This is a genomic window from Streptococcus infantis (genome assembly GCF_000963255.1).
GTDB lineage: Bacteria > Bacillota > Bacilli > Lactobacillales > Streptococcaceae > Streptococcus > Streptococcus nidrosiense.
In genome coordinates, this window is sequence record NZ_JYOV01000019.1 from 153,896 (window position 1) to 171,392 (window position 17,497).

At 38.4% G+C, this 17,497-nt stretch carries 12 protein-coding genes and 1 other RNA gene; 4 read left to right on the top strand and 9 right to left on the bottom strand.

What is annotated here, in order from left to right; all coding sequences use genetic code 11:
• Positions 1–2: 2 nt before the first annotated feature.
• The 4 genes from TZ96_RS07875 to TZ96_RS07885 form a co-directional block, all read right to left on the bottom strand.
• Complete coding sequence (locus TZ96_RS07875) at positions 3–1,160, bottom strand: THUMP domain-containing class I SAM-dependent RNA methyltransferase (RefSeq protein WP_045763608.1); 1,158 nt, start codon at positions 1,158–1,160, stop codon at positions 3–5.
• Between the two features lie 82 nt (positions 1,161–1,242).
• An RNA gene (gene rnpB, locus TZ96_RS10305) (RNase P RNA component class B) lies at positions 1,243–1,623 on the bottom strand.
• An 18-nt stretch (positions 1,624–1,641) separates the two neighbouring features.
• Positions 1,642–1,971 carry a cell division regulator GpsB gene (gene gpsB / locus TZ96_RS07880; protein WP_000146538.1) on the bottom strand — a complete coding sequence of 110 codons (330 nt, stop codon included), beginning with the start codon at positions 1,969–1,971 and terminating at the stop codon, positions 1,642–1,644.
• A 69-nt stretch (positions 1,972–2,040) separates the two neighbouring features.
• Entirely contained in the window at positions 2,041–2,568 is a 528-nt protein-coding gene (locus TZ96_RS07885; protein ID WP_045763609.1) for a DUF1273 domain-containing protein, read from the bottom strand.
• 67 nt (positions 2,569–2,635) lie between these two features.
• On the opposite strand from TZ96_RS07885, the gene recU reads away from it, so the two are divergent.
• Together recU and pbp1a are read left to right on the top strand one after the other, a co-directional pair.
• Positions 2,636–3,232, top strand: a complete 597-nt coding sequence (gene recU, locus TZ96_RS07890; protein WP_045763610.1) for a Holliday junction resolvase RecU — start codon at positions 2,636–2,638, stop codon at positions 3,230–3,232.
• Positions 3,229–5,391 carry a penicillin-binding protein PBP1A gene (pbp1a, locus tag TZ96_RS07895; protein WP_045763611.1) on the top strand — a complete coding sequence of 721 codons (2,163 nt, stop codon included), beginning with the start codon at positions 3,229–3,231 and terminating at the stop codon, positions 5,389–5,391. Before recU ends, pbp1a begins: the two co-directional genes overlap by 4 nt.
• A gap of 365 nt (positions 5,392–5,756) precedes the next feature.
• On the opposite strand, the gene TZ96_RS07900 is transcribed toward pbp1a, so the two are convergent.
• The gene (locus tag TZ96_RS07900; protein WP_045763612.1) at positions 5,757–7,739 is read right to left on the bottom strand and encodes a peptide ABC transporter substrate-binding protein; all 1,983 of its coding nucleotides are present in this window, start codon (positions 7,737–7,739) and stop codon (positions 5,757–5,759) included.
• A gap of 224 nt (positions 7,740–7,963) precedes the next feature.
• Between TZ96_RS07900 and TZ96_RS07905 the strand changes: the two genes are divergently transcribed.
• Entirely contained in the window at positions 7,964–8,446 is a 483-nt protein-coding gene (locus TZ96_RS07905) for an S-ribosylhomocysteine lyase (RefSeq protein ID WP_045763613.1), read from the top strand.
• Between the two features lie 54 nt (positions 8,447–8,500).
• Here TZ96_RS07905 and TZ96_RS07910 read toward each other — a convergent pair whose 3' ends face one another.
• Positions 8,501–10,594 (bottom strand): AAA family ATPase, encoded by a 2,094-nt coding sequence (locus tag TZ96_RS07910; protein ID WP_045763614.1) that lies wholly within the window; start codon positions 10,592–10,594, stop codon positions 8,501–8,503.
• Positions 10,595–10,999: 405 nt separating this feature from the next.
• Complete coding sequence (gene pflB / locus TZ96_RS07915) at positions 11,000–13,315, bottom strand: formate C-acetyltransferase (RefSeq protein ID WP_045763615.1); 2,316 nt, start codon at positions 13,313–13,315, stop codon at positions 11,000–11,002.
• 236 nt (positions 13,316–13,551) lie between these two features.
• Here pflB and dinB point away from each other — a divergent pair, with 236 nt between their 5' ends.
• On the top strand, positions 13,552–14,613 hold the full coding sequence (gene dinB, locus TZ96_RS07920) for a DNA polymerase IV (RefSeq protein ID WP_045763616.1): 1,062 nt from the start codon (positions 13,552–13,554) through the stop codon (positions 14,611–14,613).
• 34 nt (positions 14,614–14,647) lie between these two features.
• Here the strand turns inward: dinB and TZ96_RS07925 are convergent, their stop codons facing one another.
• Together TZ96_RS07925 and TZ96_RS07930 are read right to left on the bottom strand one after the other, a co-directional pair.
• Complete coding sequence (locus TZ96_RS07925) at positions 14,648–15,493, bottom strand: undecaprenyl-diphosphate phosphatase (protein WP_045763617.1); 846 nt, start codon at positions 15,491–15,493, stop codon at positions 14,648–14,650.
• A gap of 61 nt (positions 15,494–15,554) precedes the next feature.
• The gene (locus TZ96_RS07930) at positions 15,555–17,450 is read right to left on the bottom strand and encodes a DUF2207 domain-containing protein (RefSeq protein WP_045763618.1); all 1,896 of its coding nucleotides are present in this window, start codon (positions 17,448–17,450) and stop codon (positions 15,555–15,557) included.
• Between the last annotated feature and the right edge of the window lie 47 nt (positions 17,451–17,497).

Here is a 17,497-nt window from a genome sequence, read left to right on the forward strand (position 1 = left end):
TTCTAATCTGTTAAATTTCTTTTGACACGTTGACCAAAATATTGATACAAATCAACTTTCAAAGTACCATTATAGAGTTTTCGTTTTTTATCTGCCTGACTACCATACTTACTTTCAAAGGCTTCATCACTTGTCAGAATAAACTTACTCCAAGTCTTAAGAGGCTCAAAAACCTCACCCATTTCAGCATAAAGTTTAGTTACTCCTGCATCATCTGATAGACGTTCCCCATAAGGTGGGTTAGAAATAATAACTCCATTAATCTTATCCGTACGCAAATCCTGTACGCGCATCTGTTTAAAGAGAATATCTCCAGATACTCCTGCTGCCTGGGCATTGGCCTTGGCAATTTCTACCATACGACCATCGATATCACAACCCATAATATCCAGTTCAATCTCTCGATCTATCTGCTTACTTGCCTCAGTTCTGACTTCTTGAATCAAGCGGTCACTAACCCAGTTCCACTCTTCAAAGGCAAATGAACGACGCAAACCTGGTGCCATCTTGCGCGCAATCATAGCCGCCTCAATACAGAAGGTTCCCGAACCACAGGTTGGATCAATCAAAGGCTTATCAGGGTACCAGTTTGACAGTTGCAAAATCGCAGCTGCCATATTCTCCTTGATTGGAGCACCACCTTTTTCAGTACGATAACCACGTTTAAAGAGACTTGAGCCAGTTGTATCAATCATAACAGTCGCTATGTCTTTCAAAATAGAAACTTCAATCTTGAACTCTGGACCATTCTCCATCAGGGGAACACCTTCTGGTCGTGCATAGTGTTTTTGTAGTTTCTTAACAACTGCCTTTTTAGAAATTGCCTGCACACTTGGCTCATTGTGTAATTTTGACTTAACACACTTAGCCTTGGCAATTGGGAAACGTGCTCCAAGTGGGAGATAGTTCTCCCAATCTAGAGCAAAAACTCCTTGGAAGAGTTCTTCAAATGTTTTTGCAGGAAAAGTTCCCACAACGATTTTGATTCTATCCGCAGCTCTTAGCCACAGGTTGGTTTGGATAATCGCTTTAACATCACCTTGAAAACGAACACGCCCATTTTCAACTTGACAATCATAACCCAAATCTCTCACTTCACGCCCAACTACAGCTTCCAAACCCGCAGCAACAGTCGCAATTAAATTAAATGTTGTTTTCATTTCAGTCTTTTATAGACCTTTCTTTATTCACTTTAAAAAATGAGGTTGAGAAATATATCTCAGCCCCAACCTATATGCAATTTTCTATAAGCCATGTTTTGTTCCAGAAGTGACTAGGACCACTTCCTTCGATAATCATCTGTCTACCACTAGCAGCTCTAGCTGCTAGCAGTCAGAGTACTACGTTCGTTTCCGCGCACTCCATGCCCCGACCAAAATTTGGGTTGCTAGCTTGAGGGGTTTACCGCGTTCCACTCTCTCTGTTTCCAGAGAGACTCCGTCACTGTGGCACTTTCAAGTCTACTCTGACATATCCTAAGACTTAGCCATTTCAACTGCCGTAACGATTTCTCGTCCCTAGGCTTATGGTTTCGCCTAGCACAAACACTACAGGCATCACAGCCTGTGCTAGCATGGACTTTCCTCATGAAAAGAAACTCTCTTCACGCGATTATCCAAAAATTGCACAACAGAAGTATTCTTAGAAATCAGAATTATCCATGATTTGTTTGCCAAATACTTCTTTTTCAAGACGATTCAAACGTTTCAAAATATCAAAGTTTGTCATAGAAGTTGTACTTCCAAGCTCTGCTGGTTCAGAAGCTACTGGAGTCACTTGAGGTTTTTTCGCCAATTCCTCTTTCAACTCTGCAATTTCTAAACGGAGTGACTTTACTAATGCTGCATAAGTTTCATAATCCTTGATGACATCATCCAAGAATTCATCAACCTCTGCTTTACTATATCCACGTACTTCTCTTCCAAAATCCTGCTCAAAAATATCTTTTGCTGTAAAAATAATACTTGCCATGTCTCTCTCCATTCTCAGTTGCTAGTATTATTATATAAAAAAAGGCAAACAAAAAGCAAGGTCAAAGGCTCAATTTTCGGAAAAATTTTCAGCTACTTCGTTTAATTCCTCAAATGTTAATCTTTTTGTAATATAGTTGTCTTTCTTTTTCATCAGTTCGTAAAAATACTTCAGTTTTGTTTCATTTTCTTCATCATAAAAAAGATAAGCTCCATCTGTATTTTCAAGTAAGAAAAGTTGATAGTCTCGTAATTGACCCTTGTGTTCATAGTTCGGATAGGCGTATTTTACAAAATCAACTTGTTTAAATTCACTAAGTTTAACCTGATTTCCCTCATTCCAGTTTTCCCCATGAGTCTCAAAATCAAAGATAGTTGCAAGTTGGAAACCAAAGTCATCTTTCATATCTCTGGCCACCTCTAAAACCCAGTGTTCAAATCCCAGAGTTCCCGTAAATACCAACCATTTCAATCCTTCGTCTGCCATTTTTTCCAAATCTCTACGAATGGCTTTTTTAATAATTTTTAAACGAATATCTTTTTCATTAAACAATCCTAAATCAAAGCTAGAATAGCCTAAAATCAAGGCTGTATGCATTTTTTCACCCTTTCTGTGCACCTTTATGGTATAATAGAGTGATGTTATTGTACCAATAAGGAGAATTATGGTCAACTATCCTCATAAACTTTCATCGAAAAAAAAACATCAAATCACCTCACAAACTAAAAATTTCGCAAATCGTGGGATGACCTTTGAGAAGATGATCAATGCTACAAACGAGTATTATCTGACACACGGTTTGGCTGTTATCCATAAAAAACCAACTCCTGTTCAGATTGTCCGCGTAGACTATCCTCAGCGTAGTCGTGCTAAGATTGTTGAAGCTTATTTTAGACAAGCATCAACTACCGATTATTCTGGAGTTTATGAAGGGTTTTACATCGATTTCGAAGCCAAGGAAACCAAGCAAAAACATGCGATTCCGATGAAGAACTTCCATCCTCATCAGATTCGGCATATGGAACAAGTCCTTGATCAAAAAGGGATTTGCTTTGTCCTTCTTCATTTTTCTTCTTATCAAGAAACGTATTTATTACCGGCACTTGACCTCATCCGTTTTTATCATCAGGATATGGGTAAAAAGTCAATGCCGCTTGACTATATCAAAGAATTCGGTTATGTGATTGAGCAGTCTGCTTTTCCACAAATTCCTTACCTTGATACAGTCAAACAACATTTACTAGGTGGTAAAACAATATGAACAAACAAACTATCTTACGCATCGCTAAATACCTCGGCATTGGTGTGATTAGCTTATTTATCGCAGCTTTCCTGCTTGGTGGTGGTGTCTTTCTTTACTATGCAAACAAAGCTCCTGAACTTTCCGAGAGTAAACTTGTTGCAACTACATCAAGTAAAATTTATGATAGCAAAAATGAACTAATCGCAGATTTAGGTTCGGAACGTCGTGTTAATGCTCAAAGTAGTGATATTCCTACTGATCTTGTCAATGCGATTGTCTCTATCGAGGATCACCGTTTCTTTAACCACAGAGGAATTGATAGCATTCGTATAGCAGGAGCATTCCTTCGTAACCTTCGAAGCAATAGTGGTCTTCAAGGTGGATCAACTTTGACTCAGCAGTTAATTAAATTAACTTACTTTTCAACATCAACAGCTGATCAAACTCTATCCCGTAAAGTTCAAGAGGCTTGGTTAGCTATCCAGCTAGAGCGAACTGCAACTAAGCAAGAAATCTTAACTTATTACATCAATAAAGTCTACATGTCAAATGGTAACTATGGTATGCAGACAGCTGCGGAAAACTATTATGGTAAGGACCTCAAAGACTTATCCATTCCTCAGCTAGCACTCTTAGCAGGTATGCCACAGGCTCCAAATCAATACGATCCTTATTCTAACCCTGAAGCAGCCCTTGAAAGACGGAACCTCGTTTTGTCAGAAATGCAAAAACAAGGTTACCTTACAGCCGAACAATATGAAACAGCTATCAATACTCCAATCACAGATGGACTTCAAAGTCTAAAATCTATTAATAGCTATCCACAGTACATGGATAACTATCTTAAAGAGGTTATTGACCAAGTAGAACAAGAGACAGGTTATAATCTATTAACAACAGGTATGGAAGTCTATACCAACGTCGACCAAGAGGTACAAAAACACCTTTGGGACGTCTATAATACTGATCAATACGTAAACTATCCTGATGATGATATCCAAGCAGCCTCTACTATCATTGATGTATCAAATGGTAAAGTTATTGCCCAACTCGGATCTCGTCACCAAGCTAGCAATGTATCCTTTGGTACTAACCAAGCAGTGGAAACAAACCGTGACTGGGGTTCAACTATGAAACCAATTACGGACTATGCACCTGCACTTGAGTACGATATCTATGACTCAACTGCTTATATGCTTAAGGATGTACCATATAACTTCCCAGGTACTAGCACTCCAGTCTACAACTGGGATCGTGGCTATTATGGTAACATCACTCTTCAAACTGCTATCCAACAATCTCGTAACGTACCAGCAGTTGAAACTCTTGATAGAGTTGGACTCGATAAAGCCAAAAAATTCTTAAACGGACTTGGCATTGATTATCCAACCATGGTATATGCAAACGCAATTTCAAGTAATACGACTGAATCAGGTAAACAGTACGGTGCAAGTAGTGAAAAAATGGCTGCCGCCTATGCTGCATTTGCTAACGGTGGTATCTATCACAAACCAATGTATATCAATAAAGTTGTCTTTAGCGACGGTAGTTCAAAAGAGTTTTCTGATCAAGGTACTCGTGCTATGAAAGAAACAACCGCCTATATGATGACAGAAATGATGAAAACAGTATTATACTCTGGTACAGGTCGAGACGCTTATATTTCATGGCTTCCACAAGCAGGTAAAACTGGTACATCAAACTACACTGATGAAGAGATTGAAAACCACATTAAAACAAGTCAATTTGTTGCTCCAGACGAAATGTTTGTTGGTTATACCCGTAAATATTCAATGGCGGTCTGGACTGGTTACTCAAACCGCCTTACTCCAATCGTTGGTGATGGCTTTACTGTTGCCACTAGTATCTATCGTTCTATGATGCAGTATCTAGCAGAGGACGATCACCCTGGTGATTGGACAATGCCAGAAGGACTTCATAGAAGTGGTGATTACATCTTCAAGAATGGGGCACGTAGCAACTGGATTCCACAGTCAACTCAAGAAAGTTCGACTACAGAGAGCTCTAGCTCAAGTTCAACTTCAACAACTGAAAGTGAAAGCTCTTCAAATGAAAATACAAATGGCACTACTAATCCAAATGCAACGCAACCAAACTCATCTGCAAATTCTCAACAACAAAATCAACCCCAACAAAATCCACGAAGACAACAATAAAATATATAAAAAAACTGAGGATTTATTCTCAGTTTTTTATATGCAGTTTTTTATGGTGGAATCTTAATTTTTATAAAGCCAAACTTTTAAAATTAGGAAGAGAAACAACTGAACAGACTAAAAAACTGTCAAAGCTATCTCAATCGCAACCTTATCCCAAATACAAGTTAAATAGTCGGGAAATCTGTTTAAAATTATAGATAAAAGTTACCTTGTGTTTATGTAGTTTATCTATGAACTGGGGCGTGACTTAGAAAGTCTGTTCTACTACTTCAATGCAGAGCTTAAACCAATAACCAAAATTTCAAACTGATGTCTCAGGAATGATATCAAAAGGCCAGACTTTTTGTCCGGCCTCTTTTTTCTTATTTGACATGTTTTGCAAGATCTTCTTGCGCTTTTTTATTAGATTCTTCTTTTTCTTTCTTCCATTTATCTTGAGCTTTTTGATATTCATCAGCAGTTACTGGTTTATCTTGAAGTTCAAGGTACTTGTACAAGAGGGCTTCACTTGTTCCTTTGTTACCTGAGTAAGCAAATGGAAGTGTGTATGGCACCATCTTAGACAACATTGGACGTCCAGTTTGAGAAGTTGTTGGAATAATCAATGCACTATCTGTCAACCAAGCTTGAGCTGCAGCATATTTATCATAACGTTTTGAAACGTCAGTGTTTTCATTTCCGGCTTCAACAACCATCTTTTCGTAATCTTCCAAACCAACTTGTTTGGCAGCGGCGTTGTTTGTACCAGAATCAAATCCTAGATAAGTCTTAGTATTTTCACCTACAGACGGTTTGATGATATCAAGGTAAGTAGATGGGTCGATATAGTCTGGTGACCAACCAACGTTATCTGAGAGATCCCAATCTTCTCCAGCAGCTGTTTCAGCAAAGTAGGTAACATTGAGAACTTCATCTTTTTGAAGTTGTTGGATATCAACAACTACGTTGTCAGCTCCTAATGTTGCTTCAAGTGATTGTTTCAATGATTGAACACGTTGTACTTTTGTAGTACTTGTTTGGTCAACAGGCATATCCAAGTGAATTGGGAATTGAACACCATCTGCTTGGAGAGCTGTCTTAGCTTTAGCAAATTCTGCTTTTGCTTTTTCAGGGTTGTAAAGACCGTCTTGAGCGTCATCCAGATTGACATCTTTCCACTCGTCACCATAGGTTACCAATTTTTCTTTGACTAAATCACCAAAGTTTTTACCATCTGCTTGAACAAATGTTGGTGGCACAAACAAGTTACGAAGAAGTTTGCTTGCTCCACTTTCTCCATTTACTTGAGAAGCATAAGCAGTTCTATCAAAACCAAAGGCAAGAGCTTGACGGAAATCTTTGTTAAGGAGAGCTTTCTTAGTTGATGTCTTTTGCTCATCTGTAGTCTTAGAAGTGTACTTGTAAGATTGACGATCAATATTGGTACCAATCAAGTACGTTGAAGAATCTTGTGGTGTATAAACGATGTTGTCTTTAAACTCTTTTTCGAGTTCAGGATAACTTGCACTTGTTGGAAAGAGACGAGCCATTGAAAAGCTTCCATCTTTGAAGTTTTCTGCAAGTTTGTTATTGTCTTGACCATCCCAGAATGATAGTTTTACTTTATCAATATGAACATTGTCCTTATCCCAGTAGTTTGGATTTTTTTCAAATTCTACTGAAGATTTAGCTACCAATGATTTCAATAAGAAAGGACCATTATAAAGGATACTGCTTGGATCAGTTGCTTTGGCAAAGTCACTTCCTTTAGAAGTAAGGAATTCTTCATTTACTGGTGCGAGAACACCCATAGTTGTTTTAGAGTTCCAGAAGCTTTCTGGTTTGTTCAAAGTGTATTGAACTGTCTGATCATCAATTGCCTTAATTCCAACTTCAGAAAAGTCTTTTACTTCACCTTTCACATAAGCATCAAGACCCTTAATAGAATCTTGGACGAGATAAAGGGCTTCTGACTTATTGTCAGCTGCATACTTAAGACCTGTTACAAAGTCTTGCGCTTTCACTGGCGCATACTCTTCTCCTTCAGAAGTATACCATTTAGCATCTTTACGGATTGTGTAAGTGTAAGTCAAACCGTCTTGAGATACTGACCAATCTTCTGCCATTGATGGTACGAAGTTTCCGTAACGGTCATTTTCCATCAAACCGTCAACGACATTACTTGTGATATTAGCAACTGCAGCCTTACCAGTTGTCAAATAGTTGAGGCTGTCTGGGTCAGTTTCATAAACGTAAGAAAAAGTTTTCTCACCTTTTGCACTAGAGCCTGAACCCGAACAAGCTGCCAAAACACCTGATGCTAACAGAGTCACCCCTGCTAGGGCCATTACTTTTGAAAATTTCATAATAAACTCCTTTATGACTTTTTATACATTATAGTCCCTTTTTTGCCAAGTGTCAATACAATTTTCAGAATTTTTCAAATTGAATTGAAAACAATTGCTATTTTAAAATTATTTTTTTACAATCAGTCAATTTTATGGCATTCATATTTGAAAAATCTCTTTATTAGCAGTTTTCAAGTAAATCTTTATGATATAATGAAAGGAGAAAGTTGAAAGGAAATACCATGTCAAAAGAAGTTATTGTTGAAAGTTTTGAACTGGATCACACCATTGTCAAAGCACCTTATGTCCGTTTAATTGGGGAAGAAACAGGTCCTAAGGGAGATATCATTTCTAACTTTGATATCCGCTTGGTTCAACCAAATGAGGACTCTATCCCAACAGCTGGACTTCATACGATTGAACACCTCTTGGCTAAGCTTATCCGTACTCGCATTGATGGTATGATTGATTGTTCACCATTTGGTTGTCGTACAGGTTTCCATATGATTATGTGGGGTCGTCATACTAGCGCTGAAATCGCTGCTGTCATCAAGGATTCTCTCAAGGAAATTGCAGAGTCAACAACTTGGGAAGATGTCCCAGGGACTACCATTGAGTCTTGTGGTAACTACAAGGATCACAGCCTATTTTCAGCTAAGGAATGGGCAAAATTGATTCTTGAACAAGGAATTTCAGATGATGCCTTTGAACGTCATGTCATTTAACACAAAAGAACCGGCTTTTCAGCTGGTTCCTTTTTTGATTCGCAAAACTTTGATTTAGGCTTTTTCACGAATGACCAAGACACCATCTTCCATGTCGGCTTCAAGGTGTTTAGCATCCAAATTATCTAAGTGGAAGTCTGTTACTTTGTCACGAATTTGTTGTTCAACTACTCGACGTAGTGGACGAACACCCATGACTTCATCATAACCTTCTTCAGTCATGTATTCTTTAGCTGCATCGCTCACTGCCAAGTCGATTTCTTTCTTAGCAAGTGTCTTATTGACATCAATCAACATCAAATCAACAATCTTAGAAAGATCTTCCTTACTCAAGTGTGAGAATTCAATCACAGCGTTGAAACGGTTCAAGAATTCTGGACGGAAGTAAGGTTTCAAACGATCCATCAATTCTGGTTTGTCTGCATCTTCTGTCAAGTTTGCTTCATAACCAAAACCAGCGTTTGAAGTTGCGATAATAACAGTGTTCTTGAAGTTTACAGTATTACCTTGACCGTCTGTCAAACGACCATCATCCAAGACTTGAAGAAGAAGAGTAATCACTTGAGGGTCAGCCTTTTCAATTTCGTCGAGAAGGACAATTGAGTAAGGATTACGGCGAACACGTTCAGTCAAGGTATTGTTATTGTCATCGTAACCAACATAACCAGCTGTTGTACCAATCAATTTAGAAACGGCTGTACGGTCGCTGTATTCAGACATATCCAAACGGATGATAGCATCTTTCGTTCCGAACATATCAAGAGCTAATTGTTTAGCCAACTCAGTCTTACCAACGCCAGTAGGTCCTACAAAGAGGAAGCTACCGATTGGGCGATTTCCTTCATCAAAACCTGCACGGTTACGACGGATAGCACGTGCCACTGCTTCAACGGCTTTATCTTGACCGATAACCTTAGTTTGCAAACGGTGACCCATGTCTTTCAAACGTTCAATATCAGTCGCACCCATTTGTGAAACAGGAATACCTGTCATACGTTCTACAGACTCAGCTACGTCATTGACAGTCGCTGTCACCTTGTGATCTTCAGTATGGTTGGCAATTTGTTTTTCAAGTTCTTCGATACGAATTTTTGCATTAAGGGCTGCTTCGTAATCTTCTTTAGCAGCTGCAGCTTCTTGTTTAGCTTTTTCTTCTTCAATTTCATGTTCCACAGCATGTACATCTGTCACTGGGTGTTGTGCTGCCAAGTGAGCAGCTGTCACATCGACAAGGTCGATAGCCTTATCTGGCAAGCTACGTTGTGGAATGTATTGAACAGAGTAATCAACAGCCGCTTTCAAAACTTCATCTGGCAAAATAACATTGTGGTGTTGTTGATAAAGATCACGGATCCCTTGGAGAATCTTGAAAGTATCTTCAGCAGATGGTGCATTAACTTTTACTTCGTTGAAACGACGAGCAAGAGCAGCATTTTTCAAAATAGTGTTGCGATACTCATCTTGAGTTGTCGCGCCAATTACTGTCAATTCACCACGTGAAAGAGCTGGTTTCAAGATATCAGCAAGACCTTTAGATCCTTGACCATCCCCTGTGCTACCTGCACCAAGGATTTGGTGGATTTCATCGAAGAAGAGGATAATATTTCCAGCTTCTTTAACTTCTTTTACCAAGTTCTGAATATTTTCTTCAAAGCTACCACGATATTGAGTACCAGCTTCAAGTCCAGAAATATCAATAGAAATGATTTCTTTGTTCTTGATTGCTGCTGGAACGTCACCATTCACAATAGCTTGTGCAAGGCCTTCTACTACAGCAGTTTTACCAACACCAGCATCACCGACAAGAACTGGGTTATTCTTTGTACGACGAGAAAGGATTTCAGATGTTTCTTGAATTTCCTTATTACGTCCAATAACCGGATCCAGCTTACCTTCACGCGCTTCAGCTGTTAAGTTACGTCCAAGTTTCGCAAGAATACCATCTTGTTTCATAGCTTTACCTTGAACATATTGAGCTTGGTCACTTCCTTCACTAGGAAGTTGACCAGTTTGACGGTAAATCGCGAACTCTTCCGGAGTTACCTCACGACCGTTAATCAAGTAACGACGATTTTCAGAACTATATCCACGCATACCGCCCATCAATTGGTTAAATAAATCATCCATATTGTTAAAGTTGTTATTCATATTTTATACCTCGTTTAATTTCAAAATTAGTTAGTCAAATTACTTTGACTTTCTCTGACCTTTGTTTTAAAAATTTTAGACTAGCAATTTGCTACTCTACGTATAATTTCAGGTTTTTCTTTTTCCAATACAGAATTTCTGATTGGACTTCTAAAAATACTAATGTTAAACATAGGTTGCACCTCTTTTCTAGGTTTTACCCATACTTTGATCTTAAGATGAAATACATAATCACCTTAAAATCAAGATTTTCTAAGGATTTCCTTATCCTTATGTTCTTAGTTTATCACTTTGGTCAGTAATAGTCAAGATATTTGACCAAATTTGATCAAATTTTTTAAAATATTTTTTTATAGCAAAAAAACCAGTCAAAGTGACTGGTTTTTAATTTATTATTTATGAATCTTAGCTCAAAGCATCGTCCATTGAAAGAACTTCGTGGAAGACACGTTGTGTCAATTCAGTTTTTTGTTCTGGAGTGAGGTATTTAGTATTTACACAGTATCCAGAGATACGAACGATAACATCTTCACCTGCCATGATTTTATCATAAACATCGTTCAAGTCCATAACGTTCAAGTTACAGTGTTGACCACCATTTTCAAAGTAACCATCAAGAATTGTTACCAAGTTATCAACTTGTTCGTCACGAGTCTTACCAAGGGCACGTGGTGAAACTTGAGTTGTCAATGAGATACCATCAGCTGCATAACCAAAGTCAAGGCTAGCAAGTGAGTTCAAGTTTTGCAACCATCCACCTTTAGCTTTGTTAGATGGATTAGCACCTGGTGAGAAGAATTCAAGTTTAGACAAGTTCACAGAACCATCTTCGTTGAGGTATACACCTTTGTGGACTGGTGAGTTACCAGTTTGTTTAGAGTAAGCAACGTTAGATGTGATTGTCAAAAGTGATACTGTAGCTTCTGCATCTTTGTATAGTTTGTGGCTACGTAGACGAGTTGTATAAGCTTCGATCAACCATTCTGCCAATTCGTTTGAGCGTGGGTCATCTTCACCCCAACGTGGGTATTCACCGATTGTTTCGTAATCGTAGATGTAGCCATTTTCATCACGGATTGGTTTAACTGTAGCGTATTTGATAGCTGACAATGTGTCAACAGTGTTAGCGAATCCACAGATACCGAATCCCATGTTAGCACGTTGTTTAGTTGGCAAGAAGGCCATTTGAACAGCTTCGTAGTTGTACTTATCAGTCATGTAGTGGATGATGTTCAAAGCATCTACGTACGTGTCTGTCAACCAGTCAAGAGATTTTTCAAAGTTAGCTTTAACTGATTCGAATTCAAGAACTTCATCACGGATTGGTTCGATGTCAAATACTTTGTAGTCTTTATGAACATCGTCGTAACCACCGTTCAAACCAGTAAGAAGAGCTTTAAGAACGTTAACGCGAGCACCGAAGTACTGGATGTTGTGACGTTGTTCTTCGTTTTCTGGGTCAAGTGGAGATACACAACATGAGATACAGCTCATTTCACCATATCCATCTTTAGCCATTGTTGTTACACCTTCGTATTGGATTGAAGAGTGTTTGTGGCTCATGTGCATACAGTAACGACGGAAGCTATAAGGTAATTTGTCAGTCCAAAGTACTGTCAAGTTTGGTTCTGGAGAGTTACCGATATTGTCAAGAGTGTTCAAGAAACGGTAGTCCATCTTAGTAACACGGTGACGACCGTCGTTACCCATACCAGCCATAGAAGTTGTGATGAAGGTTGGGTCACCTGAGTACAATTCGTCGTAAGCTTTTGTACGAGCAAATTTAACTGTACGAAGTTTCATTACGAAATCATCAACAAATTCTTGAATTTCAGATTCTGTATAAGTACCGCGAGCCAAGTCACGTTCTGCGTAGATGTCCAACACGATTGGTACACGTCCTAGAGATGTAGCGGCACCATTGATAACACGACAAACTGCCATGAATGCAATGTTAGTCCATTGGATAGCTTCTTTTGTGTCAAATGCTGGACGACGTACATCTACACCATAAAGGTCACCTAATTCAACAACTTGTTTTAATGCTTGATATTGAAGGTTGATTTCTTCACGAAGGCGGATAGATTCTTCATCGATTTCAGTGATAGCATTCCAGTCACTTACTTTTTCAGCCATCAAATAATCAGCACCATAAAGAGCCAAACGAGCATAAACCCCGATGATACGTCCACGTGAATATGCATCTGGAAGACCAGTTACTGTGTGAGCGTGACGAGCACGACGAATATTTGTAGTGTAGGCACGGAAGATACCATCATTTACAGTTGTTACATATTTTGTAAAGATTTCATGAACTGCTGGGTCTGGTTCAAAACCATTTTCTTTCAAAGTAGTTTCAGCCATACGGATACCACCTTTTGGCATGAAGTTCAATTTGAAGAGTTCATCATTTTGAATACCATAAATCAATTCATTTTCTTTATCAATGTATCCAGCATCAATTCCTGCGATAGAAGTTGGACGGTTATCGTATGGGAAACGAGTAGCTTCATAGTGTGCTTTAGTTTCTTCTACGATTTTTTTGATGTGGAGTGAACGTTCTGTTGGTCCTGCAAGGAAGCTTTCATCTCCATCATAAGGAGTGTAGTTTGCTTGTACAAAGCGTGATACACTTGCTTTTTCTTTCCAGTCAACACCTTTAAAGCCTTCCCAAGCTTTGTCAAAAATGTCCTGTGCTTCAACAACTGTCTTAACAACCATGTTAATTCCTCTTTTTTCTTTCTAGTAACAGTCATCTGTTACATTCATGTATTCAGTATAACACACAGTAAACGATTTCAACAACTAAAAACTCACTTTTTTAATACTTTCTTTTCTAATACAGTCCAAAATATCCCGCGAACTGTATTATATTTTTGAAAGAGGTTATTTGATTTTCATTTTTTCAGAAAAAGAGTATAATAAAATTAAACAAACTAGTACTGAGAGGTTTTTCCATGTTAATTTTTCCACTAATGAATGATTTATCTCGTAAAATCATCCATATTGACATGGATGCCTTTTTTGCTGCTGTTGAAATTCGAGACAATCCCAAACTTAAAGGGAAGCCAGTTGTGATTGGTAGTGATCCTAGAAAAACTGGTGGTCGAGGAGTTGTTTCTACCTGTAGCTATGAAGCGCGAGTCTTTGGCATCCACTCAGCTATGAGTTCTAAAGAAGCCTATGAACGTTGCCCGCAAGCCGTTTTCATTTCTGGAAACTACGAAAAATATACTACGGTCGGTCAACAGATTCGAGCTATTTTCAAACGTTATACGGATAAGATCGAGCCTATGAGTATCGATGAAGCTTATCTAGACGTGACTGAAAATAAACTCGGTATCAAGTCCGCTGTTAAAATCGCTCGACTAATTCAACAAGATATTTGGCAAGAACTTCATTTGACTGCTTCTGCTGGTGTGTCTTATAATAAGTTTTTAGCTAAAATAGCCAGCGATTACCAAAAACCTCGAGGCCTGACAGTTATTCTTCCTGATGAGGCTGAAGATTTTCTCAAACAAATGGATATCGCTAAATTCCACGGTGTAGGTAAGAAAACAGTTGAGAAATTGCATCAAATGGGGGTATTTACAGGTGCTGATCTTTTAAAAATTTCTGAAATTAGTCTCATTGACCGTTTTGGTCGACTCGGTTTTGACCTGTATCGCAAGGCTCGTGGCATTGATAATTCTCCCGTCAAATCCAATCGCATTCGTAAATCTATCGGAAAAGAAAAAACTTATAGTAAGATTCTCAATCTAGATGAGGATATCAAAAAAGAGCTAACCCTCCTTTCGGAAAGAGTTGCCCTAAGTCTTCAAAAACATAAAAAATCTGGAAAGATTGTTATTTTAAAAATCCGCTATGCTGACTTTTCTACAATGACTAAACGGAAAAGCTTATCTCAAAAGAGCCAAGATGCTGAAACTATTTCACAAATGGCTATCCAACTTTACGAATCTCTGACAGATAAAGATAAAGACGTTCGCTTATTGGGTGTCATTGTAACTGGATTTTAAAACCTTGAAGGAATCTTCCCTCAAGGTTTTTTTCTTATACAAATAATCGTACAAAGCTATAAAGTAGCAAGACACTACCAAGGACGATACGGTATTTACCAAACATCGTAAAGTCGTGTTTTTTAACATAGCTGGTCAAGAAACGAATGGCAACCATGCTGACTGCAAAAGCGACTACCATGGCTACTAAGAGTAAGAAGAATTGACCAAAACTCAAAACTTCTCCTGCCTTGATGAATTTAAAAATCTTCAAGGCACTAGCTCCAAACATAACAGGAATTCCTAGATAGAAGGTGAATTCTGTCACCACTGAACGACTGGTTCCATTTAACAAACCACCGACGATAGTCGCACCTGAACGGCTAGTCCCTGGTAAAAGGGCCAAGACTTGGAAAAGTCCGATATAGAGGGCTGTTTTATAAGGCAACTTATCTAGTTCAGTTACTGTTGGCTCAATCGCTTGCGCTTTGTTACGTTTTTCAAGATAGATAAAGGCAACCCCATAAACAATCAGCATAATAGCTACTGAAACCATATTATGGAAATGAGTATCAAACCAATCATCAAACTTAAAGACTAAAAGAAGAGGGAGGGTCGCAACAAATACTTTGGACCATAATTGCCAAGTTCTACGAACTTCGACTTTATCCTTGCCTGGTTTGAAAGGATTCAGTTTGTTAAAGTAGATAACCATAACGGCTAGGATAGCACCCAGTTGAATGACTACGTTAAACATAGACATAAAAGCTTCATTTTGATCTTTATACTGGATAAACTCTTCTGCCAAAATCAAGTGACCAGTACTTGAAATCGGCAACCATTCCGTAATTCCTTCAACAATCCCAAAAAAGATTGATTTTAAAATTTCAAAAAAATACATAGATTACTCCTTTTTCTACCCTCCATTATATCATACTTTTAAAGACTGTGTTGAGTTTTCTTTAGAAAGCGCCGATACTTCCACCACCGCCACCGCCTGAGAAACCTCCACCAGAGCTACCGCTTCCAGATGATACAGAGAAGGTACTTGCTGTATTTGCGACCGAAGTGTATTGATTAATGTGAGCAGCAGATATATGAAACTGTTTATCCCATCCACAAGATACATAAAGATTCATAGTTTCGTTTTCAAGTTGAATATTGTGGAGCTTCATGATCTTATTCACTTTCTTTGCGTATCCATACAGAGTTGCATAAACCAAAAGACGATTCCAAAGTACAATGCTCTCTAGTTCAGCCTTATCAAGATGAGCAATATCACGAAGCATATTTTCAAAACTTGTCCAAAGGTAATAGGCTTCTGCCCCTTCTTCGTTTAAGACTCCATCACGAGATGGACCTCGAGTCACAAAATAAACTAAGGCACTGGCAAGTAAGCCTATTAAACCTAGGGAAAGTAAAGGAAGTGAAAAATAACCACGTGTTCGCAGACTATAATAAAAGACAAGAAGACCTATTAAACCTGTTATAGCTGAACAGACTTTCATACCATTCACAAGACCACTTTCTTTATCAGTCAAAGGACGATAATAGCTTGGAAGACGTAGAATTTTTACCTTGTCTCGAACACAACTTTGCATGCGTTGAAGTCGTCTCTCGAAGGAACGCTTGAGATGCAAACCGAATTCGCGAATATGCTGCTCATCAGCTTCCTTAGCTCCATGGAATAGTCCTGAAGAAACTTGATACTCTGGAAAAAGGTCTGAAAGAGCCAGTTCTTTATTAGTTGAGAGAGTCATTCGCAAGCATTCTTTTTCAAAATTCGACAAGCCTTTTTCACTATTGATTTTCAAACAGGGTTCCTCCTCACCCTGAAAAATAGATAAATGCCCTCGATCAACTAAGTCTAGCAAGGTCGCCTGAATCAATCGTTCAAAAGAGAATTTGCCAAACTTCTTCTTATTCAAGGGACTGATTTCCTCCAAGGAGGTAGAGTAAATAGCCTCCGCCAAAACCATTGGAGGTAGATCCATTGGGGGTTCGTAGAGTCGATGATCCTTTGGATATACCTTTTTGAGGGCCGTATGTTTACGAAATGCTCGATAATACATGATGGTCATCATCAATAACACGATAAAGACTATTGGGAAAATCCACTTTATCATGAGACTAGCTTGCACTTTGCTAGCTTTTATTTCTATCTCAATTTTTTTAAAATCTCTTAAACGCTCTTCTTCCAGCCCTTGGCTTGGAGCTACCGAGAAAGCCTCTCTGGGCCAATAGGCATGTAGCTCAACTTGACGTTTTCTAGGAAGATTTTTCATCTTCACCCGATAAATATCATTTACTTTTTCGACACTACCCTCATTGAGGAGTTTTCCAGTATGAAAAAAAACTTTCTCTGCCGGACTATCTGAAGTTACTCGAAATTCTAAGTCTTTGATGTCTCCTGAACTATCTGTCAGTGGTTGCCAATTCAGCTCAGCAATATCCTGATATAAGAAAAGAAGATTTTTCAATTGCCAGGTAATGGTTACACGTACAGTATCTCCAGCTTTTCCTGGATTTAAAATTATTACTTGATAGCCTTTCCCATTTTCCTTTGTATAAGAAAGGGCATCTTCTATAATTTCTCCATTCTTTGATACTAGCACAGTTGGATCATCATCAATCTCAAATCCTTCTGGCATTTTCCCTGCTTTTCCTAGTCCAACCGATTGACCATTAAAATCATCTTTAAAACGATAGGTGATTGTTTGTTGGAAAACTGCTGTGTTATCTGCATGAATATTCAAATCTCCCTTATAAGATAGAATATCAAAGTCTACAGCAAAAACCAGGCGCGGTACCAATAGCAAACAGGCAAACACCAAAGTAAATAGCCATCTTTTTTTCATCGTATACTCCCTTTCAATTTTTTTCACTATTATATCATTTTTTACAA

Coding starts and splice junctions, on each gene's coding strand:
- TZ96_RS07875 (WP_045763608.1), bottom strand. CDS start 1,160: ATGAAAACAACATTTAATTTAATTGCGACTGTTGCTGCGGGTTTGGAA.
- gpsB (WP_000146538.1), bottom strand. CDS start 1,971: ATGGCAAGTATTATTTTTACAGCAAAAGATATTTTTGAGCAGGATTTT.
- TZ96_RS07885 (WP_045763609.1), bottom strand. CDS start 2,568: ATGCATACAGCCTTGATTTTAGGCTATTCTAGCTTTGATTTAGGATTG.
- recU (WP_045763610.1), top strand. CDS start 2,636: ATGGTCAACTATCCTCATAAACTTTCATCGAAAAAAAAACATCAAATC.
- pbp1a (WP_045763611.1), top strand. CDS start 3,229: ATGAACAAACAAACTATCTTACGCATCGCTAAATACCTCGGCATTGGT.
- TZ96_RS07900 (WP_045763612.1), bottom strand. CDS start 7,739: ATGAAATTTTCAAAAGTAATGGCCCTAGCAGGGGTGACTCTGTTAGCA.
- TZ96_RS07905 (WP_045763613.1), top strand. CDS start 7,964: ATGTCAAAAGAAGTTATTGTTGAAAGTTTTGAACTGGATCACACCATT.
- TZ96_RS07910 (WP_045763614.1), bottom strand. CDS start 10,594: ATGAATAACAACTTTAACAATATGGATGATTTATTTAACCAATTGATG.
- pflB (WP_045763615.1), bottom strand. CDS start 13,315: ATGGTTGTTAAGACAGTTGTTGAAGCACAGGACATTTTTGACAAAGCT.
- dinB (WP_045763616.1), top strand. CDS start 13,552: ATGTTAATTTTTCCACTAATGAATGATTTATCTCGTAAAATCATCCAT.
- TZ96_RS07925 (WP_045763617.1), bottom strand. CDS start 15,493: ATGTATTTTTTTGAAATTTTAAAATCAATCTTTTTTGGGATTGTTGAA.
- TZ96_RS07930 (WP_045763618.1), bottom strand. CDS start 17,450: ATGAAAAAAAGATGGCTATTTACTTTGGTGTTTGCCTGTTTGCTATTG.